This is a genomic window from Microcoleus sp. PH2017_28_MFU_U_A, from assembly GCF_020738035.1.
Taxonomy (GTDB): domain Bacteria; phylum Cyanobacteriota; class Cyanobacteriia; order Cyanobacteriales; family Microcoleaceae; genus Microcoleus.
This window is the reverse complement of record NZ_JAEQCX010000059.1, coordinates 24575-41774: the sequence shown is the minus strand read 5'-3', so window position 1 is coordinate 41774 and position 17200 is coordinate 24575. Positions and strand designations below refer to the sequence as shown.

At 44.3% G+C, this 17200-nt stretch carries 18 protein-coding genes; 11 read left to right on the top strand and 7 right to left on the bottom strand.

The window, feature by feature from the left end; genetic code table 11:
* Positions 1 to 111 precede the first annotated feature (111 nt).
* The gene (locus JGK14_RS15120; protein ID WP_325315232.1) at positions 112 to 291 is read left to right on the top strand and encodes a hypothetical protein; all 180 of its coding nucleotides are present in this window, start codon (positions 112 to 114) and stop codon (positions 289 to 291) included.
* Here the strand turns inward: JGK14_RS15120 and JGK14_RS15115 are convergent.
* Positions 288 to 614, bottom strand: coding sequence for a hypothetical protein (locus JGK14_RS15115; protein WP_293206940.1), 327 nt, complete (start codon positions 612 to 614; stop codon positions 288 to 290). The two genes, JGK14_RS15120 and JGK14_RS15115, sit on opposite strands and share 4 nt — an antisense overlap.
* Positions 615 to 790: 176 nt before the next feature.
* On the bottom strand, positions 791 to 2242 hold the full coding sequence (locus JGK14_RS15110) for an aspartate ammonia-lyase (RefSeq protein ID WP_293206938.1): 1452 nt from the start codon (positions 2240 to 2242) through the stop codon (positions 791 to 793).
* Positions 2243 to 2429: 187 nt separating this feature from the next.
* On the opposite strand from JGK14_RS15110, the gene JGK14_RS15105 reads away from it, so the two are divergent.
* The 8 genes from JGK14_RS15105 to JGK14_RS15070 all read left to right on the top strand — a co-directional run bounded on the left by JGK14_RS15105 (position 2430) and on the right by JGK14_RS15070 (position 9297).
* Positions 2430 to 2627 carry a hypothetical protein gene (locus JGK14_RS15105; RefSeq protein WP_293183700.1) on the top strand — a complete coding sequence of 66 codons (198 nt, stop codon included), beginning with the start codon at positions 2430 to 2432 and terminating at the stop codon, positions 2625 to 2627.
* Positions 2628 to 2633: 6 nt separating this feature from the next.
* A complete protein-coding gene (locus JGK14_RS15100; protein ID WP_293183698.1) occupies positions 2634 to 3083 on the top strand; it encodes a hypothetical protein in 450 nt (149 codons plus the stop codon).
* Positions 3084 to 3738: 655 nt separating this feature from the next.
* Complete coding sequence (locus JGK14_RS15095; RefSeq protein WP_293312881.1) at positions 3739 to 5619, top strand: hypothetical protein; 1881 nt, start codon at positions 3739 to 3741, stop codon at positions 5617 to 5619.
* A 444-nt stretch (positions 5620 to 6063) separates the two neighbouring features.
* The gene (locus JGK14_RS15090; RefSeq protein ID WP_325315231.1) at positions 6064 to 7752 is read left to right on the top strand and encodes a DNA repair helicase XPB; all 1689 of its coding nucleotides are present in this window, start codon (positions 6064 to 6066) and stop codon (positions 7750 to 7752) included.
* Positions 7753 to 7885: 133 nt separating this feature from the next.
* The gene (locus JGK14_RS15085) at positions 7886 to 8110 is read left to right on the top strand and encodes a hypothetical protein (protein ID WP_293183692.1); all 225 of its coding nucleotides are present in this window, start codon (positions 7886 to 7888) and stop codon (positions 8108 to 8110) included.
* The gene (locus JGK14_RS15080; protein ID WP_293183690.1) at positions 8107 to 8391 is read left to right on the top strand and encodes a type II toxin-antitoxin system RelE/ParE family toxin; all 285 of its coding nucleotides are present in this window, start codon (positions 8107 to 8109) and stop codon (positions 8389 to 8391) included. Before JGK14_RS15085 ends, JGK14_RS15080 begins: the two co-directional genes overlap by 4 nt.
* A gap of 182 nt (positions 8392 to 8573) precedes the next feature.
* Positions 8574 to 8981: a DUF2281 domain-containing protein gene (locus JGK14_RS15075; RefSeq protein WP_293183688.1), complete on the top strand. Its 408-nt coding sequence runs from the start codon at positions 8574 to 8576 to the stop codon at positions 8979 to 8981.
* Positions 8968 to 9297 carry a type II toxin-antitoxin system PemK/MazF family toxin gene (locus tag JGK14_RS15070; protein WP_325315230.1) on the top strand — a complete coding sequence of 110 codons (330 nt, stop codon included), beginning with the start codon at positions 8968 to 8970 and terminating at the stop codon, positions 9295 to 9297. Before JGK14_RS15075 ends, JGK14_RS15070 begins: the two co-directional genes overlap by 14 nt.
* 281 nt (positions 9298 to 9578) lie before the next feature.
* Here the strand turns inward: JGK14_RS15070 and JGK14_RS15065 are convergent, their stop codons facing one another.
* From JGK14_RS15065 to JGK14_RS15050, 4 genes are all read right to left on the bottom strand, one after another.
* Entirely contained in the window at positions 9579 to 10295 is a 717-nt protein-coding gene (locus JGK14_RS15065) for a hypothetical protein (protein ID WP_325315229.1), read from the bottom strand.
* 269 nt (positions 10296 to 10564) lie between these two features.
* Complete coding sequence (locus JGK14_RS15060) at positions 10565 to 11182, bottom strand: hypothetical protein (RefSeq protein WP_325315228.1); 618 nt, start codon at positions 11180 to 11182, stop codon at positions 10565 to 10567.
* A gap of 56 nt (positions 11183 to 11238) precedes the next feature.
* A complete protein-coding gene (locus tag JGK14_RS15055; RefSeq protein WP_325315227.1) occupies positions 11239 to 12009 on the bottom strand; it encodes an SGNH/GDSL hydrolase family protein in 771 nt (256 codons plus the stop codon).
* Positions 12010 to 12245: 236 nt separating this feature from the next.
* Entirely contained in the window at positions 12246 to 13025 is a 780-nt protein-coding gene (locus JGK14_RS15050; RefSeq protein ID WP_325315226.1) for a class I SAM-dependent methyltransferase, read from the bottom strand.
* Between the two features lie 194 nt (positions 13026 to 13219).
* On the opposite strand from JGK14_RS15050, the gene JGK14_RS15045 reads away from it, so the two are divergent.
* Both JGK14_RS15045 and JGK14_RS15040 read left to right on the top strand, forming a co-directional pair.
* Positions 13220 to 14365: an iron-containing alcohol dehydrogenase family protein gene (locus JGK14_RS15045; protein WP_325315225.1), complete on the top strand. Its 1146-nt coding sequence runs from the start codon at positions 13220 to 13222 to the stop codon at positions 14363 to 14365.
* A gap of 233 nt (positions 14366 to 14598) precedes the next feature.
* The gene (locus JGK14_RS15040; RefSeq protein ID WP_325315224.1) at positions 14599 to 15780 is read left to right on the top strand and encodes an aspartate aminotransferase; all 1182 of its coding nucleotides are present in this window, start codon (positions 14599 to 14601) and stop codon (positions 15778 to 15780) included.
* A gap of 265 nt (positions 15781 to 16045) precedes the next feature.
* On the opposite strand, the gene JGK14_RS15035 is transcribed toward JGK14_RS15040, so the two are convergent.
* Entirely contained in the window at positions 16046 to 17188 is a 1143-nt protein-coding gene (locus tag JGK14_RS15035) for a hypothetical protein (protein WP_293196276.1), read from the bottom strand.
* Positions 17189 to 17200 lie beyond the last annotated feature (12 nt).

Sequence of the window (17200 nt, the reverse complement as noted above, 5' to 3'; positions counted from 1 at the left end):
CAGTTGACAGTTGACAGTTGACAGTTGACAGTTGATAAAAGAAGGAAGAGGATTGGAGTAATGAATCGTGTTATTTTAATTTCTCCCGATCGGGGAGAGGCTTTAAACTAATTGTTTCTGGGAATCGGGAATTGGGAATTGGGATTTGGGATTTGGCGATCGGGAATTGGCAGGAGAAATGGATTATTAGTATTTTTACACTTCGTGATTACCAATTACCAATTACCAATTACCAATTACCAATTACCAATTACCCATTACCAATTACCCATTACCATCAACCAAGTTTAAGTAGACATCGGTAATCTGCCAGAAGCAGCCCGCTGCATGGTACTAACTCGCAGGGAGTTAGGGAAAATTCCTTGACCTTGAAGTTCCGGGATAGCAGGTTTAACTTCCACTTTCACCAATCGGGCCGTGCAGATAAAAACCGTTTGATCGACTAGATGAAAAGTCAACCAAGGTTGATTTAACAAATTCAGCACTTCCTCTTGAAATTCTAGTGCGGGCATCGGAATAGTAAAGGTTTCCGTGTGACCTTCCACATAATGAAATGTCACTTGAGTGGTGTTCTCTTTATCTTGAGTTACTTTGCCAAAGGAACCTGCGCGCATAAATATTGCTCCCAAACTTTAGAGTTGAAAAGATTAAGATGGCGGTTGAAACCGCGTCTAAAGAAACCTAGGCGTTAGATAGGACGTACGGTTGAAACCGCGTCTACACAAACGAAGTCCACCTGCGTGGTGTAAAGAAAATAATTTAATTTTAACCGCCCGGCCTTCAACCCGCACTAGAAGGGTTTTGTTTTTATAGACGCGGTTTCAACCGCCCGGTTTTCTGGCATCGCACTCATTTTCTCCAAATCGAGAACTGTTGCCAAGTCTTCTGCATTCATTAAACCGCGTTCCAGCACAATTTGCCGCAAAGATTTGCCGGTTTCGAGAGATTCTTTGGCGACGGCGGCGGCGTTGAGATAGCCGATGTGAGTATTGAGGGCGGTAACGAGGGCGAGACTGCCTTCTGCGTAGGCGAGACATCGATCGCCATTGGCTTCAATTTTGTCGAGGCATTTGGTTGTTAGGGCGCTGATGGTGTTGCCCAAAATTTCGATGCTGTGAATTAGATTGTAGGCGATTAGGGGCATCATTACGTTCAATTCTAATTGTCCTGCTTGGGCTGCTAGGGCGATCGCGCTATCGTAACCCATAACTTGAAAACACACCATCGATGTCATTTCTGCCATCACCGGATTGTATTTCCCAGGCATAATGGACGAACCAGGTTGCACGGGAGGCAGTTGAATTTCCTTGAAACCCGTTTTCGGCCCGGAATCCATCAAACGCAAGTCGTGGGACATTTTAACGCAATCCTGAGCGAGATTTCGGATGGCGCCGGAGACATTGACAAACGGCGCCATACTCTGCATTGCTGCCATTAAATGCGGTGCTGGTTTCAGAGGTTTTTGGATTAATTCCGAAAGAATTTGAGCGACTTTTTCGCAGTATTCTGGGTGAGTATTTAAGCCAGTTCCTGCGGCACTTCCGCCCAATCCCAAGGATGTCAAATCGCCGGAAGCAGTGGTAATTCTGGCGCTGTGCTCTCTAAGAATCTGTGCCCAAGCGCGGAAGGTTTCGCCGAGTCGCACCGGGACGGCATCTTGCAGGTGAGTGCGGCCGGATTTGACGATATTGTGGAATTCTACGGCTTTTTTGTCCAGGGATGCGATCGCCCCAGACAAAGCCGGGAACAAAGTTTTTTCCAAAGCCAACAATCCGCCAATCCGAATTGCAGTTGGAATCACATCATTGGTTGATTGACCGTAGTTTACGTGATCGTTGGGACTAACGCGCTTGTAGTTACCTTTTTCATCGCCCATAATTTCCAAAGCGCGATTGGAAAGAACTTCATTGACGTTCATGTGGTGAGAAGTTCCGGCACCTGCTTGGTAGACATCAACGACAAATTGATCGCGCAAATTTCCTGCTAAAACTTCATCAGCAGCTTTAATCAGTGCTGTGCTGATATCTTCAGGAATGCAGCCGAGTTTACCGTTAGCTATGGCGGCAGCTTTTTTAATTAAAACGCAAGCATCGACGTAAGTTGATAAAGGCTTGATACCGCTAATTGGAAAATTTTCAACGGCGCGCAGAGTTTGGATGCCGTAGTAAACAGTAGATGGGATTTGTTTATCTCCCATCGAGTCGCTTTCGGTGCGGTAGGTGATGGTTGGCTGTTGAGTCATATCGTCTGGTTTGTGATAATTAGGAAGTGTACAATTTTTTGGGTAACACCACGCTGCGGGTGTTTTTACTGTACCGCACCCGCTGGCGACTGTGCAGTAATGCTTCAACAGTTGACAGTTGACAGTTGACAGTTGACAGTTGACAGTTTGAGAGCGACCTCTACCTAGAAGGAAGAGGATTGGAGTAATGAATAGTCTGATTTTTATTTCTCCCGATCGGGGTTACGACTTTCAACCAATTCTTTCTGGTAAGTTGCGATCGCCTAGAATTATCTCACATCTCGGGGTTCCCTCTCCAATCAAGTTGGCGGTAAGGGCGATCGCGCGCACACAGCCCCAGTCAGCTATAATCCTACAAGTAAACAAATTTCACTCTTACTGTTAAACTCCCATGAGAACACCAGCAAAAAGTTTCAAATTCCCGCTCAATATTTTGACGATCGGCTTAAGTGCATCCCTGATTTTTCCAGCTTCAGTAAAAGCCATATCCAGCATGGTTTCCTCCCCAGCAACTTCCGAAAAACCTGCCGTTTTAATGGCTAAGGTTCAGCAGCGAATCCAGTTCAAAAAAGGTACTAATTCAGCGGAAATCAAAGGAGGAGTAGCGCGCGGCACTGTTAATACTTATTTGATTAAAGCTAAAAAAGGGCAAAAGATGAAGATCGAGATCCAATCCCTTGAAAAAAATGCTGTTTTTAACATCATAGACCCAAATACAAAGACAATAGTTAAAGAATCAAAAAACTGGTCTGGAGAATTGAGCCAAACAGGAGACTATCAAATAGCTATCGGCACAGAAAGAGGAGGTGCAAGTTACAGTATGTCAGTTTCGATCGAGTAAGTAACCACACAAAATTAATTACATAAAAACTCCTTTGTCGGCAATGGTTTCAGTTAGTCGTAGGGTGTGTCGCACGAGAACAATCCCTAAATTTCACGCCATATCTCATGGCGACGCACGTTACACATTGGGTGGACGAAACAAACCATACAATATAATTGTTCGTTTTGCTGATAAGAGGCTCAGTTTATAAGGTGCGTCGCTTTGAGATTGTTCATTTTTTTGAGGAATCAATCCCAAATCGAAAATCTAAAATCCTCTCTTCCCCCAAATTTATCCGTGGGGTCAATCTAAAATCTAAAATCTAAAATCTAAAATCGATTGACTTGTGGGATGGTGCCCAGAGTCCGTCCGAAAATTTGATTAAAAGGACTTTTGCAAGAAGTCTAAGGTGCGTCGCTTTGAGATTGTCCATTTTTTTTGAGGGATTGTTAATGGCGACGCACCCGACTACTGTTGAACCGGGTAATTTTAGGGTGGTAAATATTCCATTAAAATTTAAAACAAATAATCTATACACCGTTCCGGTTCATCGTACCGTAACTGTTTAACCAAATTTCTGGATTTTGTAACAAAAGTTCAAGCTTTGCATCCCGTAAAGTTGTTATATTTGGGTTGCAAAAACAATTTTGAAGCGGGCGCATTGTCAAATATTATGTCGCGTTACCAAACCATAAATAACCTTGTTAGCCTCCAACAGGCACTCGAAGGAATAATTGTTGACGATTTAAAAAAGCTCAAAGCATTATTACCAGATCCTCGTAAATTAACCCGTAAAGCAGATCTGGTTGATGGCATTAGATCGCAATTGCTGGGAGAGAACCTTCGGAAGGTGTGGGCGAAATTAGACGACCTTCAAAAAGCGGCTGTAGCTGAAGTTATACATGGGGAGGATGGTATTTATTTTCCTGAGATATTTAGCGCAAAATACGGAGAACCAGCAAATTTTGGAACAAGCGATCGCTATGGAACTAACAGAGAACCATCACTGCTATGCTTGTTTATTTATGGCAGGCAGATACCCTACGATTTAGAAGAAGAATTGCTGAAATTTGTTCCAGAACCCAAAGAAGCCACGTTAGATAATGTTGGTGAAACATTACAAAATCAGGTTAAACTCAGCGTTCAAAGATATAACTATAGTACAGGAGAAAAGGAGACAGAAGAATACGATATTCCCTTGGCTTCTTGTGAAACACAGTTGGCAGCTACAAAGGATTTTGCAGCCGTTTTGCGTCTGATTCAGTCGGGTAAAGTTGCGGTTAGCGAGAAAACTGCTTTACCTACTGCTGGAAGTGTAAAGGCGATCGCCTCTATATTGCAAGGCGGTGATTTTTATAATGAGGAACAGCGTCAAATTAGCCTAGCCAAGGATAGCGACTACGATGATGAAGTATTCGCTGAAATCGGTAGCATCAAGCCCTTTGCTTGGATAATGATAGCGCAAGGGAGCAAGTTCGCGGAACGATCGGGCAAAAAGCTAGTTTTGACAAAAGCGGGACAGAAAGCTTTACAAGAATCACCCGCCAAAGGTTTACAGACAGCATGGAAACGCTGGTTAAAGACAAAAGTCTTTGATGAATTTCGCCGCATTGATGCGATCAAAGGACAAACTGGGAGGGGTGCAGGTGGCATTACGGATGTCACTTGGCGGAGAGATGCGATCGTCTCTGTGCTCGTAGAATGTCCTGTGGGTAAGTGGATTATGTTTCATGATTTTAGTAGATATCTAGTCGCAACGGGCCATAGATTTGAGGTGACGGAGGAACCGTACTATCTGTATATTGGTGAAGCTGGGTATGGAAACTTATCAGAATTGGGTGGCGACAGTTGGCCGATTCTGGAAGAACGATATATGCGCTGTTTTTTGTTTGAGTATGCTGCTACTTTGGGAATCATTGATGTTGCATATGTCGATCCGTTACTCATACCATCCGATTATGACTATCTTTGGGGAACGGACAATCTGGAATTCTTGAGTCGTTATGATGGCTTAGTATATTTTCGCTTGACGGCTTTGGGGGCTTATTGTTTGGATTTGACGGATAAGTATATTCCGCCAGCAATTGAGGTTCGTCAAACGCTGCGGGTATTGCCGAATCTAGAAATTATTGCGGCGGGAGATGGTGTCGAGACATCTGATGCGATCGTCCTGGATATCTATACTAAGAAAGTTTCGGATGTTGTGTGGCGACTCGATCGCCCAAAAATCTTTGTAGCCATTGAAAACGGATATCCATTAGCCGAGTTTACAGAGTTTTTGGACGCCCGGAGTATTGAACCGCTGCCGCAAACTGTGCAACAATTTCTGACGGATGTTACAGAGCGATCGAATAGCGTGCAAGATATAGGTAGTGTCAGGTTGATCGAATGTACTACCGCCCATATAGCATTGCTGATTGCCAATGATTCCCGTACTAAAAAGTTCTGTCAGTTGGCGGGCGATCGCACTGTAGCGGTTCCATTGGGCCAGGAAACGAAATTTCGCACCGCCCTGCGACAAATGGGTTATGTCTTACCCCAGTCGGATAAATAATACACCTGATATTATGAGTATCAACAATGGCGCGAAAACCTTTGTATCTTTCGTTTATAGCCGAGGCAAGATCCCCCTAAATCCCCCTTAAAAAGGGGGACTTTGAGAAGCATCCTGTCCCCCCCACAAGAGTATTTGTAGGGTGCGTCGCTGGCGATAAATCCCTAAATGCGATCTACAATCTCGATCGCGACGCACCTTTCACATAGACTGGAATAAATAAACCAAACATTTCTCTTCCTTCTTCCTTCTCCCCTCTTTTTACCCTGATCGAACTCGAAGGGATTTTTTCCTTCTATCAACTATCAACTATCAACTGTCAACTGCCAACTGTCAACTATCAACTATCAACTGTCAACTGCCAACTGTCAACTGCCAACTGCCAACTGTCAACTGCCAACTGCCAACTGTCAACTGTCAACTATCAACTGTCAACTGTGAATTATGAGTTATGTTGCTGAGAATGCTTTAATCGTGCAGAGCGATCGCTCAATTTTACTAGAAGTTCACGCCCCTACAGCGAAATTAGCACGAGAAGCGATCGCACCTTTTGCCGAATTAATCAAAAGTCCCGAACACATCCACACCTATCGCATCACGCCCTTGAGTGTGTGGAATGCCAGGGCGGCGGGAATGTTAGTTGAATTGATGATCGCAGCGCTGCGAAAGTATGCTAAATATGATATTCCCGAATCGGTAGCGCAGGAAATTGAACTACTCGGTACGCGCTACGGATTGACGGTAATTGAAAGGATTGATGCGGAAAATCCCAATTTACAACTGCGGATTGTCGATCGCCCGCTGACGGAGTTGTTAGTGCGGGACGATCGCGTAAAACCGCTGTTAGGTAAGCGGATTTCGGATCTTTGCTTTCAAGTCGATGCGGGGAATCGGGGTGTACTCAAACAAGCTTTGCTAGCAGTAGGTTATCCGGCGGAAGATTTGGCTGGATATATCGAGGGTGCCGAGTTGGCGATTGCGTTGCGCGATCGCACTTTAGGAGGCGACTTACCCTTCAATTTGCGCGCCTATCAAAAGGAAGCCGTAGAGGCATTCTATCAAGGCGGAGAGGTTAGAGGCGGCAGTGGGACGATCGTCCTACCGTGCGGGGCTGGTAAGACGATTGTGGGGATGATTGCGATGAGTTTGGTGCAGCAAAAGACACTGATTCTTACCAGCAGTTTGACTTCGGTGCACCAGTGGCGCAGGGAAATATTGGACAAGACGAGTTTAACTGAAGATGCGATCGCCGAGTACAGCAGCAACAGCAAAAAAACGGCTTCTGTAACTCTCTCGACTTACCAAATGCTCAGTTATCGATCGACTAAAGATGATGACTTCCCGCACTTCGAGTTATTTAACGCGCAATCCTGGGGACTGATTATTTATGATGAAGTTCATCTATTACCCGCACCGATATTTCGGATTACCGCCGACTTACAAGCGCGACGCCGCTTAGGTTTGACTGCGACATTGATTCGCGAAGACGGGAAGGAAGGGGATGTTTTCACGCTAATTGGCCCGAAGCGCTATGACGTACCTTGGCGCGAATTGGAAGGACAGGGATTTATTGCTACAGCCAATTGTACCGAAATCCGCGTCGCCCAAAATGAGGCCGAAAAAATGGAATATGCCCTAGCGCCCCGCCGCAGCCAGTTTCGGATTGCTGCGGAAAATCCGGGTAAGTTGGATGTGGTGCAAGGTTTGTTGCAAAAGGAGGCGGGACACCGTATTTTAATTATTGGTGAGTATCTCGAACAGTTGGATGCGATCGCCCGAGTTACCGATTTGCCGCTGATTACGGGGAAGACAAAACAGGTTGAGCGCGATCGGTTATACGAAGCATTCCGTCACAAAGAGATTCCCGGATTAATTCTATCTCGCGTGGGCAATTTTGCCGTCGATTTACCCGATGCCGATGTGTTGATTCAAGTATCAGGTAAATATGGTTCTCGCCAAGAAGAAGCGCAGCGCCTCGGACGAATTCTCCGCCCTAAATCTGACGGACACACTGCGAGTTTTTATACATTAGTGTCGCTACAAACTTGCGAGGAAGATTTTGCGCGACACCGCCAACTGTTTCTGACTGAACAGGGCTACAGTTATACTATTGAGGTTCAAGGCGATGGTTAGTTGGCTTGGCAGGATAGACCGGGTGCATCTCATTTTTGCAAATATACTCGTAGGGGCGAAGCCCTTCCCAAATTGAGATGCACCCATCGATTAAGTTAAGCTATAATAGACTGATTGCAACCTTAACCTAAACATGACTCAAGCTGAAAAGACTTCTATTTTTCAAAAAGCAATAGATACCGTAGAAGCTCTCTCGCCTGAAGAGCAGAATATGCTGATCGATATCATTCAAAACCGTCTTAAGCAACAGCATCGCGATGAACTATTGAAAGCAGTTGCCGAGTCAGAAAAAGATTATGAAATAGGCAATGTGCGTCGAGGTACAGTTGCCGACTTGATGGCGGAGTTAGATGAGTGAAAACTTTAATTTGGAGTTCAGCCTTTACTCGTGCGCTCAAGCGTTTAGTTCGCCAAAATCCGCAATTGCGCTCTTTAGTTGAGCAAACATTACAACAACTTGCTGAAGAGCCATTTGCTCCTACTTTACGGACTCATAAACTCAAAGGAGATTTATCGGATAGATGGTCTTGTTCCATTGACTATAGCAATCGAATTGTGTTTAAATTTGTTCATAATTCAGATACAGATGAAGCAGAGATTTTACTGCTGACTCTTGGCTCTCATGATGATGTTTACTAAGTTTTATGAATACAGCCTCTAATTGCTTGGATGATTATGAAATGCTGGATGACTGTATATAACTGCTGATGGGATAGGATTTTAGCGATCGAAATTGTGATCGGCGTGATTTGCAAACATGGAACTACAAAACTTGGCTGCGTGATAAATAAACCGATCAACGCTTAAGGAAGGTAATTGAAATGTCAGAAACAATCAATTTTGAGCAAGCCGTGTTAGAGAATCTGCGACAGTTGCCAACTGAGAAACAAGAAGAAGTCCTCGACTTTGTACAATTCCTCGTGCAAAAAGCGTCACAGAAAAAGCAGTTATCCAGCGAAAGTTCTGAGTCTAACAATTCGCCAACAACCGCACCTACTCTCAAGCTCTCACTTACAGAAATTGCTAGGTTGCCGATCGCAGAACGCCATAAAATACTAGCACCATATATAGCAGCTACAGCCGAAGATTTTTTGACTTATCCTGAATTAACGGAGTTTTCGGTACTTGATGGCGAAGAATCTTTAATTGACTCAGCTATTACTCGCAGCCACGAGGCTTTTTTGAACAGCTACGCACCCGAAGACGAAGGACTTTATGATGACTATTGAACCGGGTGATTTTTGGGTAGCAAATATTCCCTTTACAGGTGGCGCAGGCTCTAAAAAACGTCCCATATTTTTATTGTGGTTGGATTGCGAGGATGTGGTAGCAGCAGCCGTCACCTCTGCAAAACCCCGCAGCCAAACTGATGTATTTCTTAATGATTGGCAAGCCAGCGGTTTGCGTATTGCTTCAACAGTGCGTTTATCTAGATTAGATTGTTTGGAAAAGTCTTTGTTGCTGGCGAAAATCGGGCAAATTTCTCAAGCAGATGCAGAAGTAGTGAAACGAGTTTGGGATTTGTATGTTAAGCCTCAATTTTAATGATAAAGCGATCGCCCTTACAACTCCCTCAACCCATGCCCAACCACAATACTTAATAAAAACTTTACAAAAGTTACCATGTTGCCCAACACGAGTTAGAGTTATCCTCTAAAATCCAGCAATCCTGCAAAGCGTCAACCTTCCCGTCACTTACGATGTCACATTAGCCAGATGTCCCGATTTATTGATACTCGACTACGGCTTAATTAAAACAGCGCCGCAAAAGACATCAAATAAATGTTAAGCAGCGCAACATATCTAAATCTAGTAAAATTTGACATCTACCGATATCTGAGTGAAAATCGTCTTATTTCATTAGCAGCTTCTTGCCGTAGATTTATTGATTCAAGCCTACCTAGCTCTTGCCACACCACATTAATAGGCATAAGTACGCCATTATTCACTTGAATAGTAGGGTATTCACAACCTGGATAATCTTCTCTAATAACCCAATCACCTTTTACTCTGCGTCGTATAACCTCTCCTACATAGGCAATTAGATTATCGTATAAATCAGCTTGAACTTTTTCAAATCCATAACTTTCAGCCTTGCTAGATACAATATCTAAACTTTTGTATGAATAATCCAATTCCACATCCAAAATATCTAAATAAATTGTTAACTCATTAATCAATTCATCAACCTTGTTAACAAGCTGTAATTTGTTTTTTGAATAATATATCCAATGACTTACAGAATTACCCCGGTTATTAGCATAGTCATCCCTCACCTTCTGTGTCCATCGAATCATGTGCAGAAAATATTCTTTAGAGTAAATATCTCCTCTACCAGGACTTAAAAATCCTTTGGGATCGAAAACAAAGAGAAATCTATCATTTGATAACTCATAAATTTGAGGCTGATTCTTGTATCCAGTGCTATATGTCTCCTCAAAAAATTTTGTAAACTCCTCATGCAGTCTTCCCTCAGATTCTATTAATTCCTGAACCTGATTTCTTTTGAGCCGTTTCGCATTCAGTGATTTCTTCTTTCCCATTTTGATAATAAGTTTAAATGCAACTAATAGCCTAAGTCAACATAATTGAGCAATTCGTAAACAGTATATACTAGAACTCTTGCAAAAATCCAAAGCACCCCACCCCAACCCTCCCCTTATTAAGGGGAGGGAGCAAGATTATTCTTGTTTCCCCCCTTAGTAAGGGGGGACTAAGGGGGGTAAATTTGACGAGAGCAAGAGGTCTACTGTTTTTTGGCAGGATTCGCAACAAGTTCTGCACAAGTTGAAAACTCTATTCGATTTATCGATCAAAAATCTCTATTGTCAAACCTTACCATCCAAACCAAAAAACCCAAAATTTGCTCTACTGGCGGTAAGGAGTAAATATTCAGGTCGATGGTTACTTCGTTTCCAATAAGCTGAAGAAATTGCCATTGGAGACCATTAGTAACACAACCATAGAGGGTAGGTAAAGGTTTTTGTTTGGCTTCATTAAATTTCTGTGCCGCCACCATTTCTGCAACACACTGACCAATTCCTGTTTTTAAATCAGCCTGTTTTGCCTCTACAATAATAATGGCGGGTGCTTCAATTGCTAATTGTTCTGTGGAACAACTGATCAAAAAGTCGCAGCGTCCATTCAGTCCCAGAGATTCATCTACGTTGAAATCTTCCCCAGAGAACAGACTAATTTGACGGTTGAGAATGCGGCGAACCTCTACAAGCACGGGGCTAATAATTAGCTCGGATCTGGCTTTTTCGCTGCCTGTAGCTACAGCAAGTGGTAAAGTTTCTTCCAGAGTGGCCACCAGACTAATACTGGGTTGGATGGGGGCAATTTCAGGGAGAAATCTGATTCCTTCTACTGTGGTTAAATTGAAGGCTTCTTTAACCTTGGTGATGGTTGTAAATTGACTGTATGGCATATTTTTGGGCTTTTTATTGATTCATAAATTATTTATTTACACTAATATATTATTTTCTAATTCTGTACTTTCTTTTGTCCGCTTGTATTTAGTAGTGGCGACAGATTCTCATTGAGAATCGCATAACCCTGTGCATTCAAATGTAGTTCATCGGAGCTATATTTTCGTAAAATCATGCCCTGACTATCGCCAAGAATAGGGAATGTATCAAACACTATGATTTTCTCTCCAGCTAATGTAGCGATGTAAGCATTCACTTCTTTAATTGCCCGACTGATGTCATCAGACCAAAAAGGCTTGCGTTCTAGTGGCACTTCTCCGACTGGGAAAATAGTAGTCACGATTACTACTGCACCTAGATTCTTAGATTCTTCGACAATTCGTTTAATATTTGCTTGACAATTGGCAACGATCGCATTTCTGCTTTCTGGAAACAAGGGAATGGTTTTCAGATCGTTGACACCAACTTGGATAATTACAATTTTGGGTTTTAAGGAACTCACATGATAGGCAAATCTCTCGATCGCCTGAACAGAGGTTTGAGAACCAATTCCCCGGTTGATGAATTCATATTCACCGAGATTGGGTGATGTCCAACTGGCCGCCCTGGAGTCACCAAAAAAAACCACACGGGTTTGCTTGGTATTAGTAACTGGCTGGGCATTGATAGGATGGTTGTTCAATCCCAGAGGATCTAAGCGAGTTTGATTGAGTTCGCGATAATACTGTTTGGCTCGACTGAAAAGCAGAATATTTAGGAAAATTGAACTTCCTAGCACTAATAATAGAAGAGCGGTTAACAAAATACTATGTTTGCTCAATGTCATATTTTATTGCTTTTTGTGGTTTGGGCGTAGGTTTTGCCGATCGTCAAGTGCCATCGTGCCTCCTCAATGCTTGGCCGTAAATTCATTATACCGATCGCCCTTACAACTCGCCCAGCCCGTCCCCCAACCCCGCACAATACTTAATATAAATGCAAAATAAAGTTTAAGCTAACCAGACGGCGATCACCTTTGCAACCCAACAGATCACCTATGTGGCCTTCCATCTCAGTGCAATGTTAAGTGGCAGTATACATGAAATAATACCCTACATCATACTGCCTCTGCTGACGTAAATATCCATACTTGTGATTCCATACTCCTGTCTCTAAATCCCGCTCCAAACTTGATAACCCTTGCTCTAATTCATCATCAGTAATTTTGGAAAAGCTAGAGATCCCATTGCGAACGCTGTTATCCAAGTAAAGTTCTGGTCGCGCCCAACCCACCGCAGCAAATGAGTCTGACAAATCATTCGGTAACGGGAAAGGAAGTATATTCACGGGTGCATCCATAATTGACTCAATTTCAGACTTTAACTTGGCAATTGGCAAAAATGTGGACTGCACATCTGCAACAAAAGAGGGAAAATATTGCGTTAGCCAAAAACTCTCTATCATCTCTGGATCGTAATTAAAAATAACTACCTGACCACCACCTGTAACCCTGTGAATTTCTTGCAGTGCTTGTCGATAGTTTTGGAAGTGATGGAACGCAAGCATGATAATAGTTGCATGTGCTGATTTATTGGGCAAAGATAGACGATCCGCATAGGAATCTATCCATTGAATTGCAGGATGCGCGATCGCCTGACTTCGCATTGTTGCTGACGGCTCAACTGCCAGAACACGATATCCATGCTCAGCAAGAATAAGTGCATAAGAACCTGTGCCAGCACCAATATCAGCAATTGTAGAAGCCTGTGAAGATTGCAGAATTTCTAACAGTTTTGTCGCTATGCGTGGATCGCTTCTTCTGGTTTGGGCGTAGGTTTTGCCGATCGTGTCGTAAAGTGCCATCCTCCCTCCTCAATGCTTGGCCGTAAATTCATTATACCGATCGCCCTTACAACTCCCGCAACCCATGCCCAACCACAATACTTAATAAAAACTTTACAAAAGTTACCATGTTGCCCAACACGAGTTAGAGTTATCCTATAAAATCCAGCAATCCTGCAAAGCGTCAACCTTCCCGTCACTTATCCAGTGGTTCGATGACTCACACCCAAAGCACCAAAACCGCCACCCCTACTGCAATTTATTCCTTGACAATTGCTCCCGCTTGTGTATTGCGGGGTCAAAACGCCCTCGCACAAGCCGGAAATGCGATCGCCCGTTTCGGAAGGCGGCCGCTAATCGTCGGCGGTAGCAACTCCCTCGCCGCCGCCCAACCCTACCTGCAACCAATCCTCGAACAACAACAGCTACAATCCGCGCAAACAGCCTACGGCAAGGATTGCAGCGAAAGGGGCCTCGAAACTCTCCGCGCAGCCGTCCAAACCCACAAAGCCGACTTCATCATCGGCGTCGGCGGCGGCAAAGCCTTGGATGCAGCCAAACTCCTCGCCCATCAGTGCAAAATTGCGATCGTCACCATCCCCACATCAGCAGCCACCTGCGCCGCTTGGACAGCACTTTCTAACATTTATTCCGAACAAGGTGCATTCCAATACGATGTCACATTAGCCAGATGTCCCGATTTATTGATACTCGACTACGGCTTAATTCAAACTGCACCGCAGCGGACATTAGTAGCAGGAATTGGAGATGCGATCGCCAAATGGTACGAAGCATCAGTCAGCAGCGGACACTCAGAACAAACTCTGATAATTTCTGCCGTCCAACAAGCTAGAATCCTGCGCGATATCCTGTTCCAAAAATCAGCCGCCGCCCTCAAAGAACCAGGTAGCGAAACCTGGCAAGAAGTTACAGACGCCGCCGTATTGCTAGCAGGAGTAATCGGCGGCATCGGCGGGGCTGGGTGTCGCACCGTCGCCGCCCACGCCGTCCACAACGGCCTAACTCATCTATTAGCAAGTCACGGCACATTGCACGGCGAAAAAGTTGCCTACGGCATATTAGTGCAACTGCGGCTAGAAGAAATTCTGCAAAACAATCAACTAGCAGCAACCGCCAGACAGCAACTGCTAAAATTCTACGCCGAGATTGGATTGCCCCAAACTTTAGACGACTTAGGACTCGGAGACGTTAGCCTCACACAATTGCAGCGCGCCGCCGAAATAGCCTGCTATCCCAATTCCGACATCCACAGACTGCCATTTAAAGTCGTTCCCGAACAATTAATGGCAGCGATGGTTTCTACCACCGCACCTGTGGGAGAATTGAAAATCAAGAATTGAAAAAGTTTGCAGTCAGGACTTTAGTCCTTGAAAGGTTGCCCTAGAAAGGACTGAAGTCCTTACTACGAACCAGGCAAAATTCGATGGTTTCTACCGCACCACTTGTGGGACAATTAAAAATTAAGAATTAAAACAGTTTGTAGTAAGGACTTTAGTCCTTAAAAAACTGTGTGAGAAAGGACTGAAGTCCTTACTACGAACCCGAAAAACAACTAATAACTGATACACAAAAAATGACTTTGGATTGGATTAGCCCTGCTGACAGGTTGCAAAAACTACCGCCCTACGTATTTGCCCGTCTCGACGAACTCAAAGCCCGCGCCCGCGAACAAGGACTAGATTTAATAGACTTAGGAATGGGAAACCCCGACGGTGCGACTCCGCAACCGGTAGTAGAAGCCGCCGTCGCAGCTATCCAAAATCCTGCAAATCACGGCTATCCGCCCTTTGAAGGAACTGCCAGTTTTCGTCGCACAATTACCAAATGGTACAGCCGCCGCTACAATGTTGAACTCGATCCAGAAGGGGAAGCATTGCCTTTATTGGGTTCTAAAGAAGGTTTAGCACATTTTGCGATCGCCTATATCAATCCCGGCGACTTAGTATTAGTACCGAGTCCCGCTTATCCCGTATTATTTCGCGGCCCAATCATCGCCGGTGCCAAAGTTCACAACATCATCCTCAAACCAGAGAATGACTGGGTAATTGACTTAGGTTCCATTCCCGACAGCGTAGCCGAACAAGCCAAAATACTCTACTTTAATTATCCCAGCAATCCGACCGGAGCAACGGCCCCCCGCGAATTTTATAAAGATATTGTTGCTTTCGCACACAAACATCAAATTTTGTTGGTTCACGATTTGTGTTATGCGGAATTAGCCTTTGACGGCTATCAACCGACAAGTTTATTAGAAATTCCCGGCGGCAAAGAAATCGGAGTCGAATTTCACACCATGTCAAAAACCTACAATATGGCCGGCTGGCGAGTCGGTTTTGTAGTGGGAAACAGCCGGATCATTCAAGGTTTGCGAACTTTAAAAACTAACTTAGATTACGGCATATTTTCTGCCTTGCAAGCAGCAGCAGAAACAGCGTTGCAATTACCAGATAGTTACTTGCACGAAGTGCAGGAACGCTACCGCACTCGCCGCGATTTTATGGTTGCAGGATTGGCAGAATTGGGGTGGAATATTCCTAAACCTCTGGCTGCAATGTATCTTTGGGTTCCTTGCACTCAGGGCATGAGTTCGACAGATTTTGCCCTGAATGTTTTGCAGCAAACGGGTGTTGTTGTGACTCCTGGTAATGCTTTTGGGCCTGGTGGTGAAGGATATGTGAGGGTTAGTTTGATTGCAGATTGCGATCGGCTGGGAGAAGCTTTGCGCCGTTTGAAACAAGCAAACATTCGCTATTAATTACTGGTTACTGGTTATTGGTTATTGGTTAGTTGTTGGTGATAAGCTGCTCTGCATTTAAATTGTATATCAAAAAAGACTCAAAATCTTGTGGGGTGTCCCGCCTGCCCTGAATATGCAATAGACATCTCCAGAAAAGCCAGTTTTGAACAGGCAGGATGCTTGTTCCACAAGAATTATTGGAGATGTCTAATTTAAATGCCCAATTCCCAATTCCCAATTCCCAATTCCCAATTCCCAATTCCCAATTCCCAATTCCCAATGACTATAACGTTTTAATTTGCTCGATCGCCCAGTTGAACGTTTCCATAACTTGCTGGAGGGCAAATTCGTCTTCCAAAGTAGATAAAGCCAGACTCGGCGACCTTCTCTCGCCCGGTTCTGTAGGTAGCGAAAGACCGATCGAACTTAGCTTATTTCTCAATTCCAGCCAATTTTTTTCTGCATTAAATGGCGGTTGGGAACCGTAATTGTCAGCAGAAATCTCCATTCTGCCAGCAATATCTACAGTGAATAACTGATATGGTTTTCTGCCCCTGTGATGCAACCCGGCGGCGAAACCGCCGTAGGTGTCCCCCGTTCCCCAATGGATTTGAATTTCGGGTTCTTGACTTTTTGCCCAAAGGTATATAGCTCTTGCCATTTGCGCCTCGTCCGCGCCTTGTCTAGCTTTGATTTCCGCAAAAAATGACGATTCATCCCAGCGCCTTCTTTCGCGCATTGCGTTGGATTTTTTATGCTGTGCTTCGGCTGTCTGACCGATAACTCTGGGAACCAAGGTTTTCAAACCATCTTCACTTACATATTGCTTAATTTCCAGGGCCAAAACTTCAAGCGGGTCCATTTGTTCGTTGAGAAATTCCACAACTCGGCGCATTTCAGCCGAAATCTCGTCTGCTACAAATACTAAGCGAATTTTACCGGCTTGCAAATTAGTTTTAACTTTCTGCCAAAATAGGTCTTCATTAGCATCCGCACCGAGAAACTCTTCAAAAATCTGTTCGGGATCGCGACCCCGATCGCGACAATTGGCTTCAAACAGAGCAATAATTGAATCTATTGGCCAGTAAACCAACGCATTAGCAGCATAGTCGATCGACTGACCTAAAACTTTTTGCCGGAGTGCAGCATTAGGAGTGCGCCTGACATCCACCAAAGTAGGAACTGCATTTTGGTCGAGAAACAAATGATCCAGCGACCATTGGACGGCAGTTTCCTCATCGGTGGGCACTGATTCCCGTGAAATTAACAGCCACTTCCGCGCCGTCGCCCGATCGATTTGATCTCCGGCAATCAGATTAGGATAAGTTACAAGCAAGTCTTGTAACTGGTCTTCCGAGTCGTAGGGCTGTTCCATCATTTCTACCAGCCTGTCGTCGTCCTGAATCAGATAAATACCTCCAGCCATGCACATCCACCT

Bases quoted from the DNA above. Each gene is read 5' to 3' on its own strand.
- JGK14_RS15115 (WP_293206940.1), bottom strand. From the start codon at position 614: ATGCGCGCAGGTTCCTTTGGCAAAGTAACTCAAGATAAAGAGAACACC.
- JGK14_RS15110 (WP_293206938.1), bottom strand. From the start codon at position 2,242: ATGACTCAACAGCCAACCATCACCTACCGCACCGAAAGCGACTCGATG.
- JGK14_RS15105 (WP_293183700.1), top strand. From the start codon at position 2,430: ATGAATAGTCTGATTTTTATTTCTCCCGATCGGGGTTACGACTTTCAA.
- JGK14_RS15100 (WP_293183698.1), top strand. From the start codon at position 2,634: ATGAGAACACCAGCAAAAAGTTTCAAATTCCCGCTCAATATTTTGACG.
- JGK14_RS15095 (WP_293312881.1), top strand. From the start codon at position 3,739: ATGTCGCGTTACCAAACCATAAATAACCTTGTTAGCCTCCAACAGGCA.
- JGK14_RS15090 (WP_325315231.1), top strand. From the start codon at position 6,064: ATGAGTTATGTTGCTGAGAATGCTTTAATCGTGCAGAGCGATCGCTCA.
- JGK14_RS15085 (WP_293183692.1), top strand. From the start codon at position 7,886: ATGACTCAAGCTGAAAAGACTTCTATTTTTCAAAAAGCAATAGATACC.
- JGK14_RS15075 (WP_293183688.1), top strand. From the start codon at position 8,574: ATGTCAGAAACAATCAATTTTGAGCAAGCCGTGTTAGAGAATCTGCGA.
- JGK14_RS15070 (WP_325315230.1), top strand. From the start codon at position 8,968: ATGATGACTATTGAACCGGGTGATTTTTGGGTAGCAAATATTCCCTTT.
- JGK14_RS15065 (WP_325315229.1), bottom strand. From the start codon at position 10,295: ATGGGAAAGAAGAAATCACTGAATGCGAAACGGCTCAAAAGAAATCAG.
- JGK14_RS15060 (WP_325315228.1), bottom strand. From the start codon at position 11,182: ATGCCATACAGTCAATTTACAACCATCACCAAGGTTAAAGAAGCCTTC.
- JGK14_RS15055 (WP_325315227.1), bottom strand. From the start codon at position 12,009: ATGACATTGAGCAAACATAGTATTTTGTTAACCGCTCTTCTATTATTA.
- JGK14_RS15050 (WP_325315226.1), bottom strand. From the start codon at position 13,025: ATGGCACTTTACGACACGATCGGCAAAACCTACGCCCAAACCAGAAGA.
- JGK14_RS15045 (WP_325315225.1), top strand. From the start codon at position 13,220: ATGACTCACACCCAAAGCACCAAAACCGCCACCCCTACTGCAATTTAT.
- JGK14_RS15040 (WP_325315224.1), top strand. From the start codon at position 14,599: ATGACTTTGGATTGGATTAGCCCTGCTGACAGGTTGCAAAAACTACCG.
- JGK14_RS15035 (WP_293196276.1), bottom strand. From the start codon at position 17,188: ATGGCTGGAGGTATTTATCTGATTCAGGACGACGACAGGCTGGTAGAA.